The sequence below is a fragment of the Leuconostoc carnosum genome, from assembly GCF_014207505.1.
Lineage (GTDB): Bacteria > Bacillota > Bacilli > Lactobacillales > Lactobacillaceae > Leuconostoc > Leuconostoc carnosum.
This window is the reverse complement of record NZ_JACHGL010000004.1, coordinates 84,803-105,519: the sequence shown is the minus strand read 5'-3', so window position 1 is coordinate 105,519 and position 20,717 is coordinate 84,803. Positions and strand designations below refer to the sequence as shown.

26 protein-coding genes, 1 other RNA gene and 1 riboswitch are annotated in these 20,717 nt (G+C 37.3%); of the genes, 7 read left to right on the top strand and 20 right to left on the bottom strand.

What is annotated here, in order from left to right:
* Positions 1–13: 13 nt before the first annotated feature.
* Together HNQ98_RS05640 and zapA are read right to left on the bottom strand one after the other, a co-directional pair.
* Complete coding sequence (locus HNQ98_RS05640) at positions 14–535, bottom strand: CvpA family protein (RefSeq protein ID WP_135197744.1); 522 nt, start codon at positions 533–535, stop codon at positions 14–16.
* Complete coding sequence (gene zapA, locus HNQ98_RS05635) at positions 532–936, bottom strand: cell division protein ZapA (protein WP_014974792.1); 405 nt, start codon at positions 934–936, stop codon at positions 532–534. Before zapA ends, HNQ98_RS05640 begins: the two co-directional genes overlap by 4 nt.
* Positions 937–1,010: 74 nt before the next feature.
* Here zapA and rnhC point away from each other — a divergent pair, with 74 nt between their 5' ends.
* On the top strand, positions 1,011–1,937 hold the full coding sequence (gene rnhC, locus HNQ98_RS05630; RefSeq protein WP_135197745.1) for a ribonuclease HIII: 927 nt from the start codon (positions 1,011–1,013) through the stop codon (positions 1,935–1,937).
* Between the two features lie 214 nt (positions 1,938–2,151).
* Here the strand turns inward: rnhC and HNQ98_RS05625 are convergent, their stop codons facing one another.
* The 4 genes from HNQ98_RS05625 to HNQ98_RS05610 all read right to left on the bottom strand — a co-directional run bounded on the left by HNQ98_RS05625 (position 2,152) and on the right by HNQ98_RS05610 (position 6,139).
* Entirely contained in the window at positions 2,152–2,700 is a 549-nt protein-coding gene (locus tag HNQ98_RS05625) for an NADPH-dependent FMN reductase (RefSeq protein ID WP_135197746.1), read from the bottom strand.
* 307 nt (positions 2,701–3,007) lie between these two features.
* Complete coding sequence (gene thiE, locus HNQ98_RS05620; protein WP_223822776.1) at positions 3,008–3,643, bottom strand: thiamine phosphate synthase; 636 nt, start codon at positions 3,641–3,643, stop codon at positions 3,008–3,010.
* A gap of 97 nt (positions 3,644–3,740) precedes the next feature.
* Positions 3,741–3,838, bottom strand: a riboswitch (TPP riboswitch).
* Between the two features lie 67 nt (positions 3,839–3,905).
* Positions 3,906–5,123 (bottom strand): DUF2075 domain-containing protein, encoded by a 1,218-nt coding sequence (locus HNQ98_RS05615; RefSeq protein ID WP_135197748.1) that lies wholly within the window; start codon positions 5,121–5,123, stop codon positions 3,906–3,908.
* Between the two features lie 53 nt (positions 5,124–5,176).
* Positions 5,177–6,139: a cation:proton antiporter gene (locus tag HNQ98_RS05610; RefSeq protein ID WP_135197749.1), complete on the bottom strand. Its 963-nt coding sequence runs from the start codon at positions 6,137–6,139 to the stop codon at positions 5,177–5,179.
* Between the two features lie 277 nt (positions 6,140–6,416).
* On the opposite strand from HNQ98_RS05610, the gene HNQ98_RS05605 reads away from it, so the two are divergent.
* The 5 genes from HNQ98_RS05605 (at position 6,417) to HNQ98_RS05585 (ending at position 8,663) form a co-directional block, all read left to right on the top strand.
* A complete protein-coding gene (locus HNQ98_RS05605; protein WP_373306184.1) occupies positions 6,417–6,596 on the top strand; it encodes a ClbS/DfsB family four-helix bundle protein in 180 nt (59 codons plus the stop codon).
* 74 nt (positions 6,597–6,670) lie between these two features.
* A complete protein-coding gene (locus HNQ98_RS05600; RefSeq protein ID WP_014974799.1) occupies positions 6,671–6,841 on the top strand; it encodes a hypothetical protein in 171 nt (56 codons plus the stop codon).
* Positions 6,842–6,897: 56 nt separating this feature from the next.
* The gene (locus HNQ98_RS05595) at positions 6,898–7,203 is read left to right on the top strand and encodes a bacteriocin immunity protein (protein WP_135197750.1); all 306 of its coding nucleotides are present in this window, start codon (positions 6,898–6,900) and stop codon (positions 7,201–7,203) included.
* Between the two features lie 265 nt (positions 7,204–7,468).
* Entirely contained in the window at positions 7,469–7,807 is a 339-nt protein-coding gene (locus tag HNQ98_RS05590; protein ID WP_014974801.1) for a hypothetical protein, read from the top strand.
* Positions 7,808–8,036: 229 nt separating this feature from the next.
* Complete coding sequence (locus HNQ98_RS05585; protein ID WP_135197751.1) at positions 8,037–8,663, top strand: NAD-dependent epimerase/dehydratase family protein; 627 nt, start codon at positions 8,037–8,039, stop codon at positions 8,661–8,663.
* Positions 8,664–8,835: 172 nt separating this feature from the next.
* On the opposite strand, the gene HNQ98_RS05580 is transcribed toward HNQ98_RS05585, so the two are convergent.
* A complete protein-coding gene (locus tag HNQ98_RS05580) occupies positions 8,836–9,309 on the bottom strand; it encodes a TspO/MBR family protein (protein ID WP_135197752.1) in 474 nt (157 codons plus the stop codon).
* Between the two features lie 336 nt (positions 9,310–9,645).
* On the opposite strand from HNQ98_RS05580, the gene HNQ98_RS05575 reads away from it, so the two are divergent.
* Positions 9,646–9,804, top strand: a complete 159-nt coding sequence (locus tag HNQ98_RS05575; RefSeq protein WP_019040187.1) for a hypothetical protein — start codon at positions 9,646–9,648, stop codon at positions 9,802–9,804.
* A gap of 106 nt (positions 9,805–9,910) precedes the next feature.
* Here the strand turns inward: HNQ98_RS05575 and HNQ98_RS05570 are convergent, their stop codons facing one another.
* The 13 genes from HNQ98_RS05570 to HNQ98_RS05510 form a co-directional block, all read right to left on the bottom strand.
* A complete protein-coding gene (locus HNQ98_RS05570; RefSeq protein ID WP_135197753.1) occupies positions 9,911–10,483 on the bottom strand; it encodes a uracil-DNA glycosylase family protein in 573 nt (190 codons plus the stop codon).
* Positions 10,484–10,910: 427 nt separating this feature from the next.
* Positions 10,911–11,268: a transfer-messenger RNA gene (gene ssrA, locus HNQ98_RS05565) on the bottom strand.
* A 75-nt stretch (positions 11,269–11,343) separates the two neighbouring features.
* A complete protein-coding gene (gene accA / locus HNQ98_RS05560; RefSeq protein ID WP_014974806.1) occupies positions 11,344–12,144 on the bottom strand; it encodes a carboxyltransferase subunit alpha in 801 nt (266 codons plus the stop codon).
* 1 nt (position 12,145) lies between these two features.
* Complete coding sequence (locus HNQ98_RS05555) at positions 12,146–12,985, bottom strand: acetyl-CoA carboxylase carboxyltransferase subunit beta (RefSeq protein ID WP_135197754.1); 840 nt, start codon at positions 12,983–12,985, stop codon at positions 12,146–12,148.
* An 82-nt stretch (positions 12,986–13,067) separates the two neighbouring features.
* Positions 13,068–14,444: an acetyl-CoA carboxylase biotin carboxylase subunit gene (gene accC, locus HNQ98_RS05550; RefSeq protein ID WP_135197755.1), complete on the bottom strand. Its 1,377-nt coding sequence runs from the start codon at positions 14,442–14,444 to the stop codon at positions 13,068–13,070.
* 2 nt (positions 14,445–14,446) lie between these two features.
* On the bottom strand, positions 14,447–14,878 hold the full coding sequence (gene fabZ, locus HNQ98_RS05545; protein WP_014974809.1) for a 3-hydroxyacyl-ACP dehydratase FabZ: 432 nt from the start codon (positions 14,876–14,878) through the stop codon (positions 14,447–14,449).
* A gap of 42 nt (positions 14,879–14,920) precedes the next feature.
* Complete coding sequence (gene accB / locus HNQ98_RS05540; RefSeq protein WP_014974810.1) at positions 14,921–15,373, bottom strand: acetyl-CoA carboxylase biotin carboxyl carrier protein; 453 nt, start codon at positions 15,371–15,373, stop codon at positions 14,921–14,923.
* A gap of 3 nt (positions 15,374–15,376) precedes the next feature.
* Complete coding sequence (gene fabF, locus HNQ98_RS05535; RefSeq protein ID WP_014974811.1) at positions 15,377–16,639, bottom strand: beta-ketoacyl-ACP synthase II; 1,263 nt, start codon at positions 16,637–16,639, stop codon at positions 15,377–15,379.
* Positions 16,640–16,654: 15 nt separating this feature from the next.
* Complete coding sequence (fabG, locus tag HNQ98_RS05530) at positions 16,655–17,386, bottom strand: 3-oxoacyl-ACP reductase FabG (protein ID WP_014974812.1); 732 nt, start codon at positions 17,384–17,386, stop codon at positions 16,655–16,657.
* Positions 17,383–18,330 carry an ACP S-malonyltransferase gene (locus HNQ98_RS05525; RefSeq protein WP_135197756.1) on the bottom strand — a complete coding sequence of 316 codons (948 nt, stop codon included), beginning with the start codon at positions 18,328–18,330 and terminating at the stop codon, positions 17,383–17,385. The genes fabG and HNQ98_RS05525 overlap by 4 nt, the downstream gene beginning before the upstream one ends.
* A gap of 56 nt (positions 18,331–18,386) precedes the next feature.
* Entirely contained in the window at positions 18,387–19,352 is a 966-nt protein-coding gene (locus HNQ98_RS05520; protein WP_014974814.1) for a nitronate monooxygenase, read from the bottom strand.
* A gap of 56 nt (positions 19,353–19,408) precedes the next feature.
* Positions 19,409–19,648, bottom strand: a complete 240-nt coding sequence (locus HNQ98_RS05515; RefSeq protein ID WP_014974815.1) for an acyl carrier protein — start codon at positions 19,646–19,648, stop codon at positions 19,409–19,411.
* Between the two features lie 96 nt (positions 19,649–19,744).
* Complete coding sequence (locus HNQ98_RS05510; protein ID WP_135197757.1) at positions 19,745–20,716, bottom strand: beta-ketoacyl-ACP synthase III; 972 nt, start codon at positions 20,714–20,716, stop codon at positions 19,745–19,747.
* Position 20,717 lies beyond the last annotated feature (1 nt).

Sequence of the window (20,717 nt, the reverse complement as noted above, 5' to 3'; positions counted from 1 at the left end):
AAAAGTTCACCACTCATAACCACCATTGATAGATTTGCTGAGCAAAAAATGGTGCATTATCTAATATTTCATTTAGTAAAGGTGTATTCAAAAATTGATCCTGAAGCCATACATTCGGTATGACGGATAACAACTGTAGCGCAAAAAAGGTAATTGTTGCACTAATTAAGCCATATAGTATCGCACCTAGAACACCATCAACCCATCCTAATAATGGAATTCGTCGAATAATGCTGAGTGACCTCAGAATATAATGACTAACTGCTCCTCCTATGATTAACAGTACTGTAAACGTGAGACCTGAAGCTAAAAATTTTGAGCCTTGATTAGCAACATCTTGTGGGACATCTGTTCGTACAAATTGTCCGCTCACAAAATTTGAAAATACTGCTCCTAATGGCTCGGCAAATTTAATCGCAATGTACCACACGACGACTAACAATGCCAAGCGTAAGAGCCCGTTTACAAAACCATGTCGGTATCCTGAAAGCAGTGAAGCTAGTACAAAAATAACTGCAATTATCAATAATATCATGTGTTTTTATCCTGTTTAAATAGTTTGTTAGTTGACCTTACTTGACTATCATGTTTAGCATCATCAATAATCGATGTAATTGCACTCTTAGGCTCTCGTTTTGATGTTGATTTTTGAGATTGCCGTAGCTCATCCAATTCTGCTTGTAATGACGTGATTTGCTTCTGCAATTCGTCTAGCTCAGCCTGCTTGTAAAGTTGATCAGATAAGGTATTGAAAGTTAATAAAACAGCTTGTTCAAGTGGCTTTAGCTGAGGCGCAACTGTTTGAATTTGTGTCCATTGTTTATTAAATAATGTCTCTGTTGCTTTAAAATGTGGCAAGCTAGCATGACCTGAAATCGTGTAACTTTTGCCAGCAATATTTGCCTTGTATCGTCGTTTATCGTTTTTTCCTGCCATAGTCTTTTCCTTAATAGTGTCTAATCAATTATACACCATATTCTTACCAGCTAAAACTTGATATAATTGATCGTATGCAAACAGTTATCCAAGTTTCTCAACCACAATTAAAAAAAATGGCATCTTATTATGCTAAACAGCTGACATCAAAATTACCAAACGGCGCAATTTTTGCAGCGAAAACACCTCGCGCAACCATTACCGGTTATCAATCAGGTAAAGTAATGTTCCAAGGTGCTGGCTTCGCACAAGAAGCCGCGCGCTGGCATACTGAAGAACCCCAGAAGGAGTCACATGCCATGGTGAGGCAAAATACAACACCAGGCATTAGTATACCACGAGATTTCGCTGATTGGTCAGTTCTTGGCTCCGATGAAGTTGGTGCGGGTGCTTATTTTGGTCCCTTAACTACAGCTGCCGTTTATGTCTCTAAAGATAATCTTGATTGGGTACGCCAACTTGGCATTGCTGATTCTAAAACATTAACTGATCAGAAAATGAAACAAATTGCCCCAGAAATTATTCATCATTTACCTCATCATGTTGTTAACATTATGCCCGAAAAATATAATGTGCTACAAACAAAAAATAATGTCAATCAAATGAAGGCAATTTCTCACAATTTTGCCCTGGGTAAGGTATTAGAAAAAATTGCCCCAAATGTGCCAGATGGCATTTTGATTGATCAATTTGCTCAAGAAAGTACTTATTACAAATATTTACGCAATGCGCAACAATCACATATTGTTAATCAAAATGTTTATTTTACAACAAAGGGTGAACAATACCATCTAAGCGTGGCTGCCGCTTCAATTTTGGCACGTGTTGTTGAACTTGATGCCATTGCTAGATTGAGTGAAGAAGCTGGTATGTTGCTCCCTATCGGTGCTGGACATCAAGTTGATATCATTGCCGCTAAACTAATGAAAAAAGGCTTGGATCTCAATCACTTTGCTAAATTACATTTTGCTAATACGCAAAAAGCAAAAAAATTATTGTAACCCCATTTTTAGTACATCATTAAATGTCTTAAAAAAGCGCTCTTCTAAAAGAAGGCGCTTTTTTAATCTGTTTTCAAATAAAAGTTAAGCATTCGCAATAAGTCATCAACGACAGTAAGGATGCCATGCCAACTGTTGTTGCTAATTGTCCAGAACCGTTTTCATGAGGACACGTATCTCTTTGTCGCCTATCAGCAAATTGAAGCCAAACAATTTAGCCGATTAACTTATCTGCAAACAAGACAAATTGTTGTGTTGCACTAGCCAAAAATGCTTGTGTATCAGTATTTGTAATATGTCCCTCTTCATCTGCTAGATTTTGAACATTCCCAATATATAATTCAGGTTGTTGCATTGTCGTCATATCCAAAAAAACCAAAGATTGGCGTAACACATGGTTAGCTAAGATACCGGCAATCCCAGAAATTGACTGCGACGCTACCAAAGCTGGCTTTCCAGCCCAACTGTTTTGACCCCATGGACGTGAACCAACGTCGAGTGCATTCTTCAGCGCTGCTGAAATACTACGATTATGCTCAGGTGTCACAAAAATGAAGGCATCTTGCGCTGCTATTATTGAACGAAATGCTGTATATTCTTCAGGTGAATCTGCATCATAATCTTGATTATATAAAGGTAGGTGATGAATATCAATATAAGTCACTTCTGAATCTTCAGGTAACCCCGCTACCAAAGCATCAGCTACGCCCTTTGAATATGAATTCTTTCGAATTGAACCTACTACCACACCATATTTAGTCATTTTTTAATCCTTCTTTCTTACTAATAGTAAGTATACATCTTGTCGGCAAATAATACAACACGCTTTGAGAAAATGACTTTCCACAATAAGTATTTTGTATTTCTCGGGATAACTTCAAACCTCATGTACTTGTTCTAAACGTATTAAAAAAGCTAATTCGATTAAGAATATAGCTTTTTTAATATTATTTAGTCTACTTTCTACATCATTTTACATATCATACTGTTTATTACACAATTTCTCTTAGCGTTCCGGGTTAATTGACTAAAAACTGAATGCTATCATTGGTGTTACCCAAATACTTTATCTATAGTATCTTTTTTACCTGATCTAATACATGAGCTACTTTTGTTTGAACATCAGGTGCTTGCATGATATCACTTACCATACAGACACCAGCAATACCAGTATTTTTCAAGCTACTAATATTGTCTTCTTTAATCCCACCAATTGCATTGACCGGTATGTTCATTTGCTCTGCTATATTTTTCAACGTTTCAATTGATGTATGTTTGGTAATTACTTTTGTTTTTGTTGGGTAAATGGCACCAACACCAAAATAATCTGCCCCTTGTTCTTTGGCTTCAATCGCACGAGCCATATCTTTAACTGAAACACCTAGTATTTTATTTGGTCCAATCATTTGGCGTACCTTATAAACTGGCAAATCGTTATCACCAACATGAACACCGGCTGCGTCAACTGCCAGACAAATATCTACTCTGTCATCAATAATCAATGGAATATCAAAACGATCTGTTACCTGTTTCACAGATTTTGCTAACTCAAAATATCTTTTTGATGTGACATCTTTTTCTCTTAGTTCTAGCAAAGTCACACCGCTCTCACAAGCTTGAGTAATAATTTGTAAAAATGCTTTATCAGAATAATCATATCTGTTGGTCACTAAGTAAAGCGAGTAATCTACATTTTTATTAGTCATTATCATTGATTAACCTCTCAATTGTTAAAATCACTTGCCAAAATACAAAAAAACTGTTTCCCACGTTAAAAGTACGCAAAAAACAGTTCAATAAATAATATTATTAATCACATCTTCCTACGCAGATTCTAATCTGATCAGGTTATATGGGTATATTCTCAGCCAAACAAATAATAGGCACCCCAGATATTTTTCTATTCAATTATATTATGAAGCTTACCATCACTTTATTATCTTGTCAATATTTGTAGCTTTTTAGTATCTATATGTTATCACTAACACACAATTCAGAACTCACTTGTTTCAAAACATGTCGGCGCAACTTGCGATCTGCAATACACAAATAAAGCCCATATCGACCGCGTTTTAGAAGTACTTCTAATGCATGGAGCATTAATTCTTCTTTTGCCTGACGATTAAATGATTGCCCTTTTAACTGCCTAAAAGCTGCTTTGTCTTCATAAAGATGGGGATCAATCACCAATTGCTGTAGTTGTTCGTCAAACTGAATGCTAGGGCCAATAATAACACCCGCGTAGTTCAAATCAAACCCTTGGATGGTATAAACAGATCCCACTTCATTAATTGTGTCTGGCCGCATTGCCCACGGTGTTGTGCCAGTATCTAATTGATCCCATGGTAATTGAAAATTATCCAATGTGACGTACCATGTCCCGCGATTAACAGTATATTTATAATCAGTCGTTGCCAATATACGTGACATTCCCAATTGTTGGTTTCTTTCCTGAATTGCCTGATACATTGCTGTGGCATCATTGTATACTCGAAAATCAAAATCTTTCACCGCTGTTAATTGTGCTACTTGTCGGTCTTGCGTCAGCTGATTAATCCATTTCACCACAGCTTCACTTTGCCCCGTCATCCGATATTGTTTGGTTAAATGTTCAATCACAGGGTGATATGACGCAATTATGCGCATTAATAATTGATTGTCCCACATACTTTTAAATTTCAGAACCTGCTTTGGATCAAAAACCATAACAATAACTCGCGCGTGCTTGATGATTTCAACTAACTGATTATCTTGTTTAAATTTATTATAACGGTCCGGCGAAGTTAACAATAAATGCGCTTCATCAATTAAAACAACATCTGCTGTGGCTTTCCTCTTATCCATTTGATTAATAAAAGACGTGGGTTTCAAGAATTGATTCTTCTTAAAAAGAGGCTGGCTACCAGCGTAATCACGATAAATCTTTAACATTTCCGCATGATTGACGAGTAAATAGTGACTTGATTGTTGATTTTGTTGCATGTTTTTTTCTTGTATTTGTTTAAAAATATCGAGCAATACCACACTTTTCCCGGTACCTGCACCACCTTCGATAACAAAAATACGTTTTTGGTCTTGTTGTAAACTGGTTTCAACAAAATGAACTGCTTGCGTGACAATCTCTGTCTGCTCATCCGATAACACTTCATCTGCTGCTAACATAAAACTATTTTTCATCATGAACATATTTTACAACAATCAATCAATTCATGCCTATCCTCTATTTAGCATCAAATGATCTATACCTTGCTAAACAACGGTTTCATCAGTATCGGTGCAACAATCGTAGAAATAATGACAGTTATGATAACTTCACCAGATGTCGCTTCACTGATAATTTTAGATGATATACCTATTTGCGTAATCACAAGTGCCATTTCTCCTCTGGAAATCATTCCAGCCCCAATAGCACTAGCAATATTTTGACTTAATCCGGCTATTTTTGCACCAATAAATGAGCCTGCAAACTTCGTGATGACTGCTAACACACTAAATATAATAATTGGCAAGATTTTATCATTTAAATTTTGTACAGCTAAGCCTAAACCAATGGCACCAAAGAATACGGGATAAAACACCCATTGCCCAATCATATTAAAACCACTAGACAGTTGTTGTGAAAAAGATACTTTTCGTAATAAAATACCGATTGCAAAAGCAACTAGTGGTAATAAGCTATTAATACCTAATCCACCGCCACCGACAAATATTGAAAATAGAATAACCGCAATTAATGCAATAATATCGTCTAAAACCGCAGCCGAAAGAATAATAGCACCCATAGTCGTTGCTAATTTTTTTTGCTCAGCTAATACTGCTAAAGTAATAGAAATTGACGTAGCTGAAAAAATAACGCCTGAAAAAATCGCAACTTGTATACTGTAACCTAATAAAATGAATGCTATAGGAAATACAATTGCCGGAACAAGAACACCCATTACAGCAATGAGAACGGATGCTTTAATATACTTTTTCATTTCTTTGATGTCAGATGACATACCGGAATTTAACATTAGTAATAAGATACCAATTTCAGATATCACATGAATTAAATTAGTCGGTTGTACGATATTAAATACACTACCTCCCAATACAATACCAGCTAACAGTTGTCCGACAACTTCTGAAAATCCTAACTTAACACCTATCTTTCCAAATATTATTGTGACAATAATTAATAGTATAATTGATACATAGACCATGACATTCTCCTTAATTCAAAAAACTCCAAGAAATAATTGGTTCCCCGACCAATTCATTTCTTGAAGCTTTCGCCCAACCGTGATTTATTTAACTACCTCTATCCTACCATTTTTAATAATATAACGCCAAATTAAAAAATATTGTTACAAAATTAACATACTATCTGCTAATCTTTATAATATAAGCATAATCTGCTACACTAATGATATAAAATAATTTGCTACATATCCCTCTACTGGTCACCAAATTGTTAAGAACGGGTACTAACTCAATGAAATCATATGCCTAGTGAAAACTTATCCTATCAACGATGAGGTTTTATTTGAACCAAATCAACGTCAATGGGCAACTACTGCTGCACAATGTCCAGTTTGGAAATGGGTTCATATCAACTCTGTTGCACCCTTTGGTACGTTCAGAACAAAAATACGCAAGTGGAAAAAAGCCGTACTCTGATTTGACAATACAACATGATATAAATCATGACCCTACGTGCCTCGTAATCACGTTAAACTGCCAAGGAGATTATTATGAAAAAAAGTTCAGTATATGTCGTTATTTTAGCTTTAATTTTGATGTTTGTTTCGTTAGTTAGCTGGATTATGAACGAATCTACCTTTGCTATTTTAGCTTCTAACTTAGGTTTACTTATTCTGGCGATTTCTTACATTTGGGATAATCGTAATGGGTTAATGAAATAACACACTTTTTAACAGATCCACGCGCCACACAAGTATATAAATAATTAGGGGGAAGTATGGCTTCACAAGAAGAAACAGTTGAAACAATCTTAGACCAGATGAGCGTTGCATTTTCTGATCCACAAGTGAAAGCACAGCCTGATTTACGCGACATGATTCTTAACTATGCAAAAGAATTAGATAAGACACAAAACTATCATTTGGTCGCTTCAAAAATGATTAAAAGTCTTGTTTTGTATTACTGGGAAACCAAAAATCAACTGCCTGAAGCAGCAATTACATTACATAACCAAATCAAAAAATATGCCACAAAATATGATGCCATTGCAGCATCAGCCATCATGTTACCTTTGTGGTTCTAATTTATTTCAAAAACACATGCTCTAATATTAAGTTAGAACATGTGTTTTTTTAAACGCGTGACGTTTTTATCATAGCTATATTTCGTTTATCCTAGATGACAAACAACAAACCCCACCGACCAACTCGTAAATGGTATGATTTAATTAGAATATGATATTTTATGCAACAAATGCAATCTTTTTTGATTAACAATGAGGATGGCATATAATGCACATCGCTCAATCACTACACTGACACATGTTAAAAAGATTAGGAGAAAATATTATGGACGAGAATAGCATAACCGTACCAAATGAGATTAGAGGATGGAACTGGGGTGCCTTCATGTACAATGTATTCTGGGGTATAGGTAACAAAACTTATCTACCTTTGCTCTGCTTGATTCCAGTGTTTAACTTATTTTGGATGTTTGTTTGTGGCTTTAAAGGTAATGAGTGGGCATGGCAAAAGGGCGATTATAAAGATATTGACACATTTAAGGCTGTGCAAGCGACATGGAACCGTGCAGGTTTAGTCCAATTTATTATTTTTATTGTTTTAATGGCGCTATATCTCTTGTTTATAGTAATATTTTTATCAACTATGATGAACAGAAATTATTGAAATACCAATGTAAAGTGTTCAATATTATGTCAAAAATTATTATCATATCAACATAAAATACCCTGATATTTGGAAAACGAAATTGTCACTTGTCATCATCCCCTTGCTGCTACTTTTTATGTTCACAATTACTGGGCAGATATCACATGTTTTATTAGTGAGGTAACTACATTTGCCCTATCCTTAATTTCCAAGCCTACCACAATACAATTTGAAAGGGTTTTAAAGTATGGATGTTATAAAAAAACAAAAAATTGTCATTGCCGGTGGTACTGGGTTTGTTGGACAAGGTATTATTCAACAACTTTCACCAGAATTTTTTGAAGTACACAGTTTATCCAGGCACCCATTTTCATCACATGCTAAGGATCAAACTTTTTATCATGCAGTAGACCTCAGTAATCCTACGGAATGGCAACACATTGTCGCAGATGCCGACTGGATTATTGATGCAATAGGTATCTTGTTACCGAACCCAATTAAAAAACAAAATTATCAAAACAGTAGCTATGAGCCAGCGAAAAGTATTATTGACGTTCTGGTTGCGGAACCTACACCAAAGTTCTTATTTATTTCAGCAAATACAGGTCCTTTCTTTATGAAACCTTATCTTAACGCCAAACGCGCTGTCGAAAACGAAGCCAAAAAACGATTAGCAAGTCGTGCATATTTTGTTTATCCTGGTATTATCTTTGATAAAGCAAGATATAGTTCATATCTACCAGGTCTATTTTTAACCTATCTTAGTTGGATTAAATATTTTAACAATTTACGTCCTATCTCACGGAGGGACTTTGCGACCAACATTGAAAATATCCTGCTGGGTAAAAAGAGTACATTACAGCAAAGAAGCTAACCTTTCAAAAGCCATAGTGTGCTTACGTCAAAATCATTATACTGTTGTAGACAATTAATGTCATTAAAAAGCACGGAAACTTTAATATTAAAGTTTCCGTGCTTTTTGTATTCTCATTTTCAAGTGATGTCACATTTTAACGAATTGATTGACTAGTTTTATTGATAAGTACTCAATTTAATAAAAGAACAGCAATTGATAAGTAGCTAGCAAACAGTAACCAAACTAAATATGGTATCAAAATATATCTAATACGTCGATGATCCGCGAGAAGTAAACCAAAAACTAAAATATCCATCACCACAATCATTACACTAGCCCAGAATAAATTAGCAAAAGAGAAAAATACAACAGTCCAAAAGATATTTAATATTAATTGAATATACATGAAACTATATATCATCGTTCTATTCTTTTTGACTGAATTTAAGTTAGCACAATAAATACCTAACAAAATATACAAAAATCCCCACGCCGGTCCAAACAGCCATCTCGGTGGTGCAAAAGGTGGTAATCTAAATGTGCCATATACCTCACCGATTGACACACCTCTAATCCATTCAACACTAAAAGAGGACAACGCTCCTAATAAGAAAATAACTAGAGTAAACAATATAGCTCTAATTGGCATAGATATTTTTTTCATGAGCAATTCTCCTAGTGATTTAGATTAAAAATATATTTTTAGATTGATATATATTTTAGTATTTGTTTAGCAAAAAATCATCGTTTCATTTAGTATGATCAATGTCAATTTAAGCTACATCGGTGGGTATTTGCCTTTAAATACGTGATATTCTTTGGTATTATAATTGTTAAAAGCAATAAAAAGAAATGTACTCATTTGATGTTATCAATTATCTTCCAATGGCACATACTATCAATTGTTTGTACATCCTGATTATACAAATCAAAAGTACTCACAGAGTGATTACATAATACGTGCATTGAACCACGTTAAAAGCATTACAGGGGATGACAAATGAGGACACAACTTGTACTTGGTTTTTGGACAGCCAAAGGATTTACTGACAAACTAAATGAGGATTTAGCTGATTTAGAGGCTCATGGCCACGAAATTATTGAGGTACAGTATAGAACGCCTGTGTTTGCATATACTGCCTTAATAGTTTATAAATAATAATCATGCACTCATAGAGTGCGTACATATGAAAGCATATTTTTCGCCATTATATGAGGTATTGAACTTGTTATATTATTGATTATCAAGTATGTCAACCTGGATTTCAATTTGATATGATTTGAGAAATCATTTTCTGCAGGTCTGGGACAACTTCTTGCTCAAACCAAGGATTTTTTTTGAGCCAAATATTATTTCTAGGAGAAGGATGAACAATTGGGAAGTAATTAGGAAGATATTTTTGATAATCTTTTATGACTGTCGTTATTTTAGCCTGACTATTTAGCTTTAGATAGTATTTTTGTGCATAGGAACCTACTAAGATAGTCATCTGTGCATTGGGCATCTGTTTTAACAAACGTGGGTGCCATTTGTCTGCGATACCTTTACGTGGTGGTAAATCACCCGACTTAGCTTTTCCAGGATAATAAAAGTCCATGGGTATGACACCAATCTTACCAGAGTTGTAAAAAACATCTTTACTGATACCCATCCAGTCTCTCAACCTATCTCCTGAAGCATCGTTCCACATTATACCTGAGTTTTGGACACGTAATCCCGGAGCCTGTCCGATAATAACTATTTTTGCGCTCGTTGGCGCATGATAGATTGGTTTCAGTCCTTTGCTAGTAAACTCAGAATTTGCCTTGTCATCTACTATTTCATCAAAAATAGTCATTACTTAATATCCCCCTTAATTATACCTATGTTCATTATAAACTCTTGTTTACAACTGACCTAGCCAGATGACTTTTAAATAAAAAGTAATATCAGTAATATATTTCTTGTAAGTTGGCTCAGCTCTACCATAAGGTTTAATCGGCCAGAGCAGCAATCACAAACTAATCTATCTGTTTTGTTTGTCATTCTTTATCTCGTTTATGCTATTAAAATATGTACCACATTCTAGTTTATGTGTTATTTGTTGCCCTTTTCTGCAAATAAAAAACGGCTTAAACGCCGTTACACTGCTTACTTACGTATTTAAAATATTTCCCAAAAAGTTCCCCACTTTGTGTGAAATGCTATGAAATACAGTGCAACGTTTTTGAACAAAAAAGCGCTACATTAGGTTTTTGAAACCCTATGCAACGCCATGAAATACTGAATGGAGCCGAGGGGAGTCGAACCCCTGTCCAGACCGCCCGGTACAGAAACATCTACGCTTATAGCTTTGTCATTTAAATTTCATAATTAATCACGCCACAAAACGAGGCTAATATTAATCACTAACCTGATTAATTTAATATAATTGCTCCAGATTTAAACAAGTATACGATCTGACCTTTTATGACCTAATCTTAGATGTCAGCAACCAAGACTAAGTTACGCGTTACTGTTTTTTAAGCAGCAACTGCGAAAGTGTTTTCGTTTTTTGCAGTTAAAATGTCTGCCCGCTTTACGCCCGGATGGCGAAACGCAGTCCCTGCCCTAAACAACCCGTCGAATTCCAAAAACGGCCCCAAAAACCAATAGTTTTTCTCAATAAAGAAAAATAATAGATTATCAACAACAGCTGATAATCTATTATACCACAAATTAAAATGCTCTAAACCTTGCGCGTCTTTGTTTCATTAACTCTTCAGGTGTTAATGAATTTAACTGCTTAAATTCATTGTCCAAACGTTTTCTAATTAAACTAAATACACGGGGATGGTTACGAGATTCAGGAATAATATAGTCAATTACTTGTTTTTCTAATAGGTCTTTAGGTGTCAAACCCATCAATGCCGCAGCTTCATCAGAACGTTTACTATCTTTCCATAAGATAGAAGCAAATCCTTCTGGCGATAAAATGGAGTACGTAGAGTTTTGGAACATCCAGACTTGATCACTAGTTGCTAGCGCTAGCGCTCCCCCAGAGCCAGCTTCACCGTAAATGATAGCGATCATAGGTACTGTTAGCTTCATCGATAACAAAATAGATTGTGCTATCGCCTCGCCTTGTCCTTGTGCCTCAGCTGTTTTACCTGGAAAAGCTCCTGGTGTATTAATAAAAGTCACAATAGGTCGGTGAAATTTATTTGCTTGTTGCATTAAGCGTTGTGCTTTACGGTAACCCCATGGCTCAGGCGAACCGTTGCGCTTACTTAGCTTATCATGAATATCAACGCCTTTATCAATGGCGATAACCGTAACTGGCTGGTCATTAAGTCGTGCAATACCACCGATAACCGATGTATCATCCCCACTCAATCGATCACCATGTAATTCCACAAAGTCTGTAAAAATCCCATTAATGATTTCACGAGCAAGAAAGCGATCTTCTCGTGATTTCTTTACAATATCCTTTGGCGTCAGCTCGCGTTTAAATAATTTCAAACCAATATTAACAGCCATATCACTCCTCCGTCACTTGATGAAATTTCACTAAGGTTGCAATCTTTTCAGCGAGTTCCGGTCTTGGTACAATATCATCAACAAAGCCGTTCTTCAAGAGTGTTTCCACACGCTGAAAGTCTTTTGGTAGTTTTTCATGAATCGTTGATTCAATCACTCGCGCACCAGCAAAACCAACCAAAGCATGTGGTTCTCCCAGGGTAATATCTGCCTGCATAGCAAAACTAGCCGTCACGCCGCCAGTTGTTGGATCAGTCAATACAACCAAATACAATAGTCCAGCTTCTTGATGTTCCGCCACCGCTGCTGAAACCTTTGCCATTTGCATTAAGGAATTCATACCTTCTTGCATTCGTGCACCACCAGATGCCGTAAATAATACGACTGGTAGCCTGTTTGATGTTGCGTGCTCAAATAAACGCGTGATCTTCTCACCTGTCATTGATCCAAGTGATCCCATCATAAAGTACGAATCCATAATACCTAGCGCAACCCTTTGTTCCTTAATCGTTGCGACACCAGTCAAAACAGACTCGCCAAGATTTGTCTGATCCTTGGCTCGTTGTAACTTATCAGCATAACCAGGGAAATCAGGATGTGTCATTGTAACATCTGCATCCAATTCATCAAACGACTCAGTTAAAAGTTCAATGCGTTCCCTTGCTTGTAAACGAAAACCATATCCACAATTAGCGCATACACGATAAGCACCTAATTGTTTGTTGTACATTTGTGTACCACAATATGGACACGCTAGAAATAAGCCGTCGGGAATACGTTCATTCACTGATTCAGCACGTTTAATTTTCGATGTTGATTTGTCGTTATTATATAAATCCATTTTCAAGAGTATGTTCCGTGCCCTCACAGGTAACTGAACATATGCCTTTCTTTACAATTCTTTACCGTCTACGACTTTATAACTAATCTTTAATTGACAAACTCTCAGCCCAACGTGGTAAAAATTCATTTTCCAAATAGCGTGTATCGAATTCACCACGTTGTACCTGTGGGTCGTCTAATAATGCTTTTTGGAAATTACGATTTGTCTGCACACCGTGAATAACTGTTTCATTAACAATACGGCGTAACTTTGCCATTGCCTCTGGTCGATTTGCACCGTGGACAATTAACTTACCAATCATCGAATCATAAAATGGTTGAATTTTATCACCTGCAAACAAAGCAGAGTCAATACGAATACCCAAACCACCCATTGGTAAAAAGACAAAATCAACTGTACCTGCACTAGGCGAAAAGTTCTTTTCAGGTTGTTCAGCTGTTAATCGTACTTCAATAGAGTGACCTTGAACCTTAACATCATCTTGTGTAACTGGTAAATCCTCACCAGCAGCAATCATAATTTGTAAGCGAATTAAATCAATTCCAGTTACCATTTCTGACACTGGATGTTCAACTTGAATACGTGTGTTCATTTCCATGAAATAAAACTTGCCTTCACGGTCTTGCAAAAATTCGATTGTACCTGTATTTTCATAACGCAATGCTTGCGCTGCACGAGTTACAATATCACCTAATTCAGCACGCATTTCAGTTGTGACACCAGTTGCTGGTGATTCTTCTAACACTTTTTGATTATTACGTTGCAATGAGCAGTTACGTTCTGGTAAATAAACCACATGGCCGTTTTCATCTCGTACAAGCTGCATTTCAATGTGACGAACACGAGTCATGACTTTTTCAATATACATATGATCATCACCAAATGATGATCTTGCTTCATTTTGAGCATCATCAAATTTATCTGATAACTCATCTTCTGCATACACAAAACGCATACCTTTACCACCACCACCAGCTGCAGCTTTTAGTAACAAAGGATATCCAATACGTTCTGCAACTGCTTTTGCTTCATGGAAATCACGAATAAAGCCTTCAGAACCTGGAATCACTGGTACACCTGCACGACGCATTTCTTCACGTGCATTGGCTTTATTACCCATTAATGAAATTGTTTCTGGTCTTGGACCGATCCACTTAATGCCTACTTCACCAACCATATCGGCAAATAGTGCATTTTCTGACAAGAAACCGTATCCTGGATGAATTGCTTCGGCACCAGTTAATAGGGCAGCACTTAAAATGTTTTTCATATTTAAGTAAGAGTCTTTTGGTTTTGGACCACCAACTGAAATTGCTTCATCTGCAATTTGTACGTGTAAGCTGTCTTTATCAGCTGTTGAATAAATTGCTACAGAAGCGATGCCCATTTCTTTTAATGTTCGGATAATGCGTACCGCAATTTCACCACGGTTTGCAACCAATACTTTTTTAAACACAGTTAATCTCCAATGATAAATGTTAATTCAGCAGTTGTTGCCTTCTTATCGCCAATCCAAGCAGTACCTTTACCTGTTCCAATTGGGCCACGTAAACGATCAAGCGTTACTTCTAAACGTAATTGATCTCCTGGACGTACCATTTGGCGATAACGTGCTTTTTTAATCCCACCAAAATAGGCAGTCTTTCCTTTAAATTCAGGGAGTGATAATAAGGCAACAGCACCAGTTTGTGCCAATGCTTCAACCGTCAAAGCACCAGGAAAAGTTGGATTACCTGGGAAATGGCCTTGAAAAATTTCTTCGTTAACAGAAATATTCTTCAACGCAACGGCTTTCTCACCAGGTATTAATTCTTCAACTGTGTCCAACATCAACATTGGATAACGATGCGGAATGATTGCCATAATTTCTGTTGTACTTAAAACGCTCATTTGTGTTTCCTCCAAAATATGTACGCGGAAAAACCGCATGCATTAGTCCGTTGTTACAACATACAAAGGCTTATTGTAATCAACAACTTCTTCATTTTCTACCAAAATTTCAGCAATCGTACCAGCTACTTCACTATGGATTTCAGTCATAAGTTTCATAGCTTCAATGACAGCAACTGTTTCACCAACTGACACTTTGTCCCCTACTCGTTTGAACATTGGCGCATCAGGCTTTGGTTGCAAATATACTGTTCCAACCATGGGAGCCACAATCTCAGTACCTGTTTGAGCGGGCTGAGCCAAAGGATGCTCAGGTTCAGCATCTACTTTAGCAGCTGGTTTTGATATAGGTGTTTCTGGTGTATTAATAACTGTTGCATTATCATTTTTTGACAAATGTAATTTAAAATCACCATCTGCAATTTCAAATTCACGCAACGAACTATTTTCTAAATCTGCAATCAGTTCACGGATTTCATCAATTTTTAAACTCATGAATTAAGCCTCTTCATGCCAATTTTTAAATACAACAACAGCATTATGACCACCAAAGCCATAATTTGCACTCATAACGTACTCTGGTGCTTGATTCTTTGTAGCTGCCGATACTAAATTAACAACTTTAGTATCTTCATCTGGCTCATCGATACCTACGTTAACAGGTAACTCACCACGAACTAACGAACCAACAGAAACTAATGCTTCAATAGCACCTGCCGCACCAAGCAAATGACCTGTCATACCCTTTGTAGATGATACAGCTACTGTATTCTCACCAAACACTGTAGCGATAGCGTGGGCTTCACCAGAATCATTAGCACCCGTAGCAGTACCATGTGCATTAATATATGAAATTTGTTGTGGTTGTAAATCAGCATCTTGTAGTGCATCTTTAATAGCGCGAGCAGCTCCTTCACCATCGGGTGATGGTGACGTCATATGGTAAGCATCAGAAGATGAACCATAGCCTACTAATTCAGCCAAGATATGTGCACCACGGGCTTGAGCATGTTCTAGACTCTCGATAACCAAGATACCTGATCCTTCACCCAAGACAAAACCGTGACGATTCTTATCAAATGGCTTTGAAGCTTTTTTAGGATCTGTTTCAGTGGACAATGCTGTTAGAGCGGCGAAACCAGCAATACCTATTTCGTTAACTGTCGCTTCAGAACCACCGGTCAACATCACGTCAGCTTTACCCGATTGTACACGCCAAAATGCTTCACCAATTGCATTGGTAGCTGAGGCGCACGCTGTAACGATGGTGTAGTTCACACCTTTAGCACCAAAACGCAATGATACGTTACCAGCAACCATATTTGGAATTGATTCTGGTACGAACAATGGGCTCACACGTTGTGGTCCTTTGTCATGCATTTTAATAACTTGTTCTTGGATTGTTGTTAATCCACCAATACCATTACCTAAAATAACACCAAATCGGTTTGGATCCTTAACAGTTGTTGGATTTTCTGATCCTTCTGGTGCTTTCAAGCCAGCATTTTCCAATGCTTGATCTGCAGCATCAATAGCATACTGTGAAAACAAATCCAGCTTACGAGCATTACGCTTACCCACACGCTGAGCTGGGTCAAAACCATCGACCTGTCCAGCTACTGTAATACCTGTTTCAGATGCATCAAACTTTGTGATAGGCTTAATACCGATTTCTTCATTAAAAATACCATTTAAAAATGTTTCTGTATCATTTCCAAGTGGTGTAACAGCACCAAGCCCAGTGATTACTACTCGTGACATTAAGATCTCCTTTGATTAAATATATAATCCACCATCAACAGTAAGTGTTTGTCCTGTTATGTATGAATTTTCAGCTAAGAATAACACCGCGTCAGCCACTTCTTCTGCACTGCCAAAGCGTGACAGCGGGATATTCTTTAAAATTTCTGTTTGTGTTGCTTCTGGCAAAACACTAGTCATGTCAGATACAATCATACCTGGCGCAACAGCATTGACACGTATATTGCGACGCGCACCCTCTTTAGCCAATGATTTAGTTAAACCAATGATGCCAGCCTTTGACGCAGCATAGTTACTTTGCCCCATATTACCCATTTGCCCGACAACTGAACTCAAATTAATAATTGCACCATGCTTTTGACGAATCATTTTTTTAAATACGGGTTGTGTTACGTTGAATGTCCCATTTAAGTTAACGTTAACAACTGCAGCAAAATCGGCTGGCGCCAATGCCATTGCTAACTGGTCTTTTGTGATACCTGCATTATTAACTAATACATCAATACCATCAAAATCATCTTGTTTGTATAACGCTTTCAAGCTAGCTTCTGCAGCTTCTGCATCAGCAATATCAAATTGCAAAACCTGTGGCTCTTGCTTGAACAATGCGATGATTTCAGGCTTGATTTCTGATCGTGCGTGCAAAATCAACTTGGCTCCAGCAGCATCAAATGCTTGCGCAATGGCTAAGCCAATACCACGTGATGATCCAGTAACTAACACTGTTTGATTTGTAAAATCCATCATTTAGTTTCCTCTCCTTCTGCTATTAGCATATCCCGAACAGTATTAAAACTTTCTAAATCTGTAATAGCATAACGTTTTACACTTTTAGGTGCAATCTTTTTAACAAACTTTACCAACGTTTCAGATGGTCCAACTTCTAGGAATGTATCTACTCCCAAATCTAACATATTTTGCACAGCTTGCGCAAAATATGTTGGCGAAATAATCTGTTGCGTTAAAGTATCATAAAGTGTGTCTTGCGTAAATATATCTCCAGTTGTATTGGAGTATACAGGATATTTGAAACTGTTGAATTTCTCGCCAGTCAAACGTGTTGCCAACTGTGTCGCCGCGTCCTTTAATAATGGCGTATGAAAAGCACCTGAAACTGGTAACTCTACCATGCGTTGAATACCAGCTTCTGTCAATTTTTCAACAGCCAGATCAACATCAGCCGCCACACCACCGATAACTAATTGAGCAAATGTATTGTAGTTAGCCGGGTAAACTTTTTTTCTTTCTGATTGCAATGTTGCCAAAACATTTTCGACTAATTTTTGATCATCACCCATCACAGCAACCATTTTACCAGGATTCGCATCCCCGACTGTTTGCATGTAAGCACCACGATCTTTTATGATAGCAACTGCTTGATCAAACGTTAACGCACCACTTGCTGTCAAGGCAGAATATTCTCCAAGACTTAAACCTAACCCAGCTACAGGTACTGGTAATGCATCACCTAAAGCACTGATAATCGCATGACTCATTGTTAAAATAGCTGGTTGTGCATATGCTGTTTGAGAAATTTTAGTTTCATCTCTGGCTACTTCTTGGAGATTATATCCAACAATCTCAGAAGCCTTGTCAACAGTCTCTTTATATGCAGGCAGAGATTGGTATAAATCAGATCCCATACCTGCTTTCTGTGCCCCTTGACCACTAAATAAAATGCCTAATTTCATATTAAACCCCATATACTATTTCTTTACAAGAAGCAGCTACGAAAGTAGCTTGCCTCCTATAATGTCGTATTTTCAATGCCCATGACATCTGTTGCTTGTTGCCAAATATCAGCCAAAATTTCATTAACAGGCTTTTCATCGTGGATCAAACCAGAAATTTGACCAGCCATGAATGCACCGCCTTCTTTATCACCTTGTTGTACCGCACTACGCAAGGTACCAGATTCTAATTTTTCGATAGCTGCAGCATCTGGCTTTTCTTTTTGTAATTCAAGTACTTCGTTTTTGACAAACGACTTAGCCATTTTATTTTTCAAAACACGTGCACGATTACCAAGCAAATTACCTGTAACAATTGTGTCGATATCTTTAGCTTTCAAAACCTTTTGCTTAAAGTTTGGATGAACTTCAGATTCCGCTGCTGTTAAGAAACGTGTGCCCATTTGAGCTCCCGCTGCGCCTAACATAAAGACAGCAGCCACACCACGTCCATCACCAATACCACCAGCTGCAATAACTGGAATATTAACAGCATCCACAACTTGTGGTACTAAGGCCATTGTTGTCAGCATCCCAATATGGCCACCAGACTCCATGCCTTCAGCAACGACAGCATCCACACCCTTTTTTTCCATCATCTTAGCTAATGATACAGAAGGTACAACTGGAATAACGATAATGCCTGCTTCATGAAGTTCATCTAAGAACGGTGAGGGATCTCCCGCACCAGTAGCAACAACTTTGACACCTTCTTCAATAATGACATCAAACACTTCACGAATGTGACGGCTCAATAACATCACGTTGACACCAAAAGGCTTATCTGTCAGTGACTTTGCACGACGAATTTCGTTACGCACATCTTCACCATGCCAATAACCTGTACCAATAAAACCAAGGCCTCCAGCTTCAGAAACAGCAGCAGCTAACTTACCTGTTCCTGCCCATGTCATTCCGCCTTCAACAATAGGATACTTCATGCCTAACTTTTTAAAAATTGGGCTCATTTCTTTTACAACCATTTCATTTTCCTTTAAATAAAGTTATGTACGTGATCATTGCCGACCACTTGTAACATTTAGGCTGCTAATTGCGCCTTTACCTTGTCTACCAAGTCTTGTACTGTTTTGATATCTTCAGCAACAGCCAACTTAATATCAAAATCATCTTCAACACGGTTCAAAACTTCAAACAAATCCAATGAATCGGCATCGATATCATTAGTTAAATCAGTTGTTAAAGACACTTCGTCGTCTTCCAAATCAAATTGGTCAACCAAAATTTCTTTTACCTTGTTAAAAACTTCTGCATCTGTCATATTTCTTTTCTCCTGTAGGATTCTTTTATATTTATCGGTTAGATTTTTATGGTGCAGCCGTCCCACACCAAACGTTTGTTTAAAATAATACCCTGATTATAACTTCCAAATTTGTGCGCCAATCGTTAATCCGCCACCAAATCCTACCAGTGCGATTGTTTGCCCTTCATGGACAACATTATCAGCACGTAGTTCATCCAACAAAATTGGCACAGTCGCTGCACTTGTATTCCCATATTTATTCATATTCATAGGAAACTTTTCAATGTTTTGTCCAAGCCGCTTAGCAATTGACATAATAATACGTGCATTGGCTTGATGCAACAGATATACATCGACGTCATCTGCGGTTAACTCTGCCTTAGCTAAGACACGTGTTAAGGTGTTTGGTACTTCACGTGTAGCAAAATTATACACTTCTCGACCATTTTGGTGAAAAAAAGGATCCAATGTAGTAATTTCACCACTGAAAGCATTTGCATTTGCAAATCTTCCTGCCACTAAGTAACCATTCACGTCACCAAATGATCGTAAATCTTCAGCTAATAGTCCCACAGCATCATCTGTTTTTTCGATCAATACGCCAGCTGCACCATCACCAAACAGTACAGCTGTCGTGCGATCAGTCCAGTCAACTAATTTAGATAAGACTTCTGCACCTATCACAATACCGCGTCGGTAACGCGAACTAAGCAATGATGTTGCCACACTCATGCCGTAAACAAAACCTGAACAAGCAGCGCTTAAATCCATTGCGAATGCTTGGTTAGCACCTAACCCTGCTTGTACAAGTGCTGCTGTATTGGGCGATGTCGCATCAGGAGACATTGTACTTACCAAAATAAAGTCAATATCATTAGCATCATAGTTACTTTGTTCTAATAACTTTTGTGCTACCTTTAAGGCTAAATCACTTGTATTTTCTGTTGTCACAACATGGCGCTCATGAATACCTGTACGTGAATAAATCCATTGATCATCGGTATCCATCATGGCGCTCAATTCATCGTTTGTCACAGTACGTTGCGGTATTTGCCGCGCACTGGCCACAATTTTAATTTGTTCCATA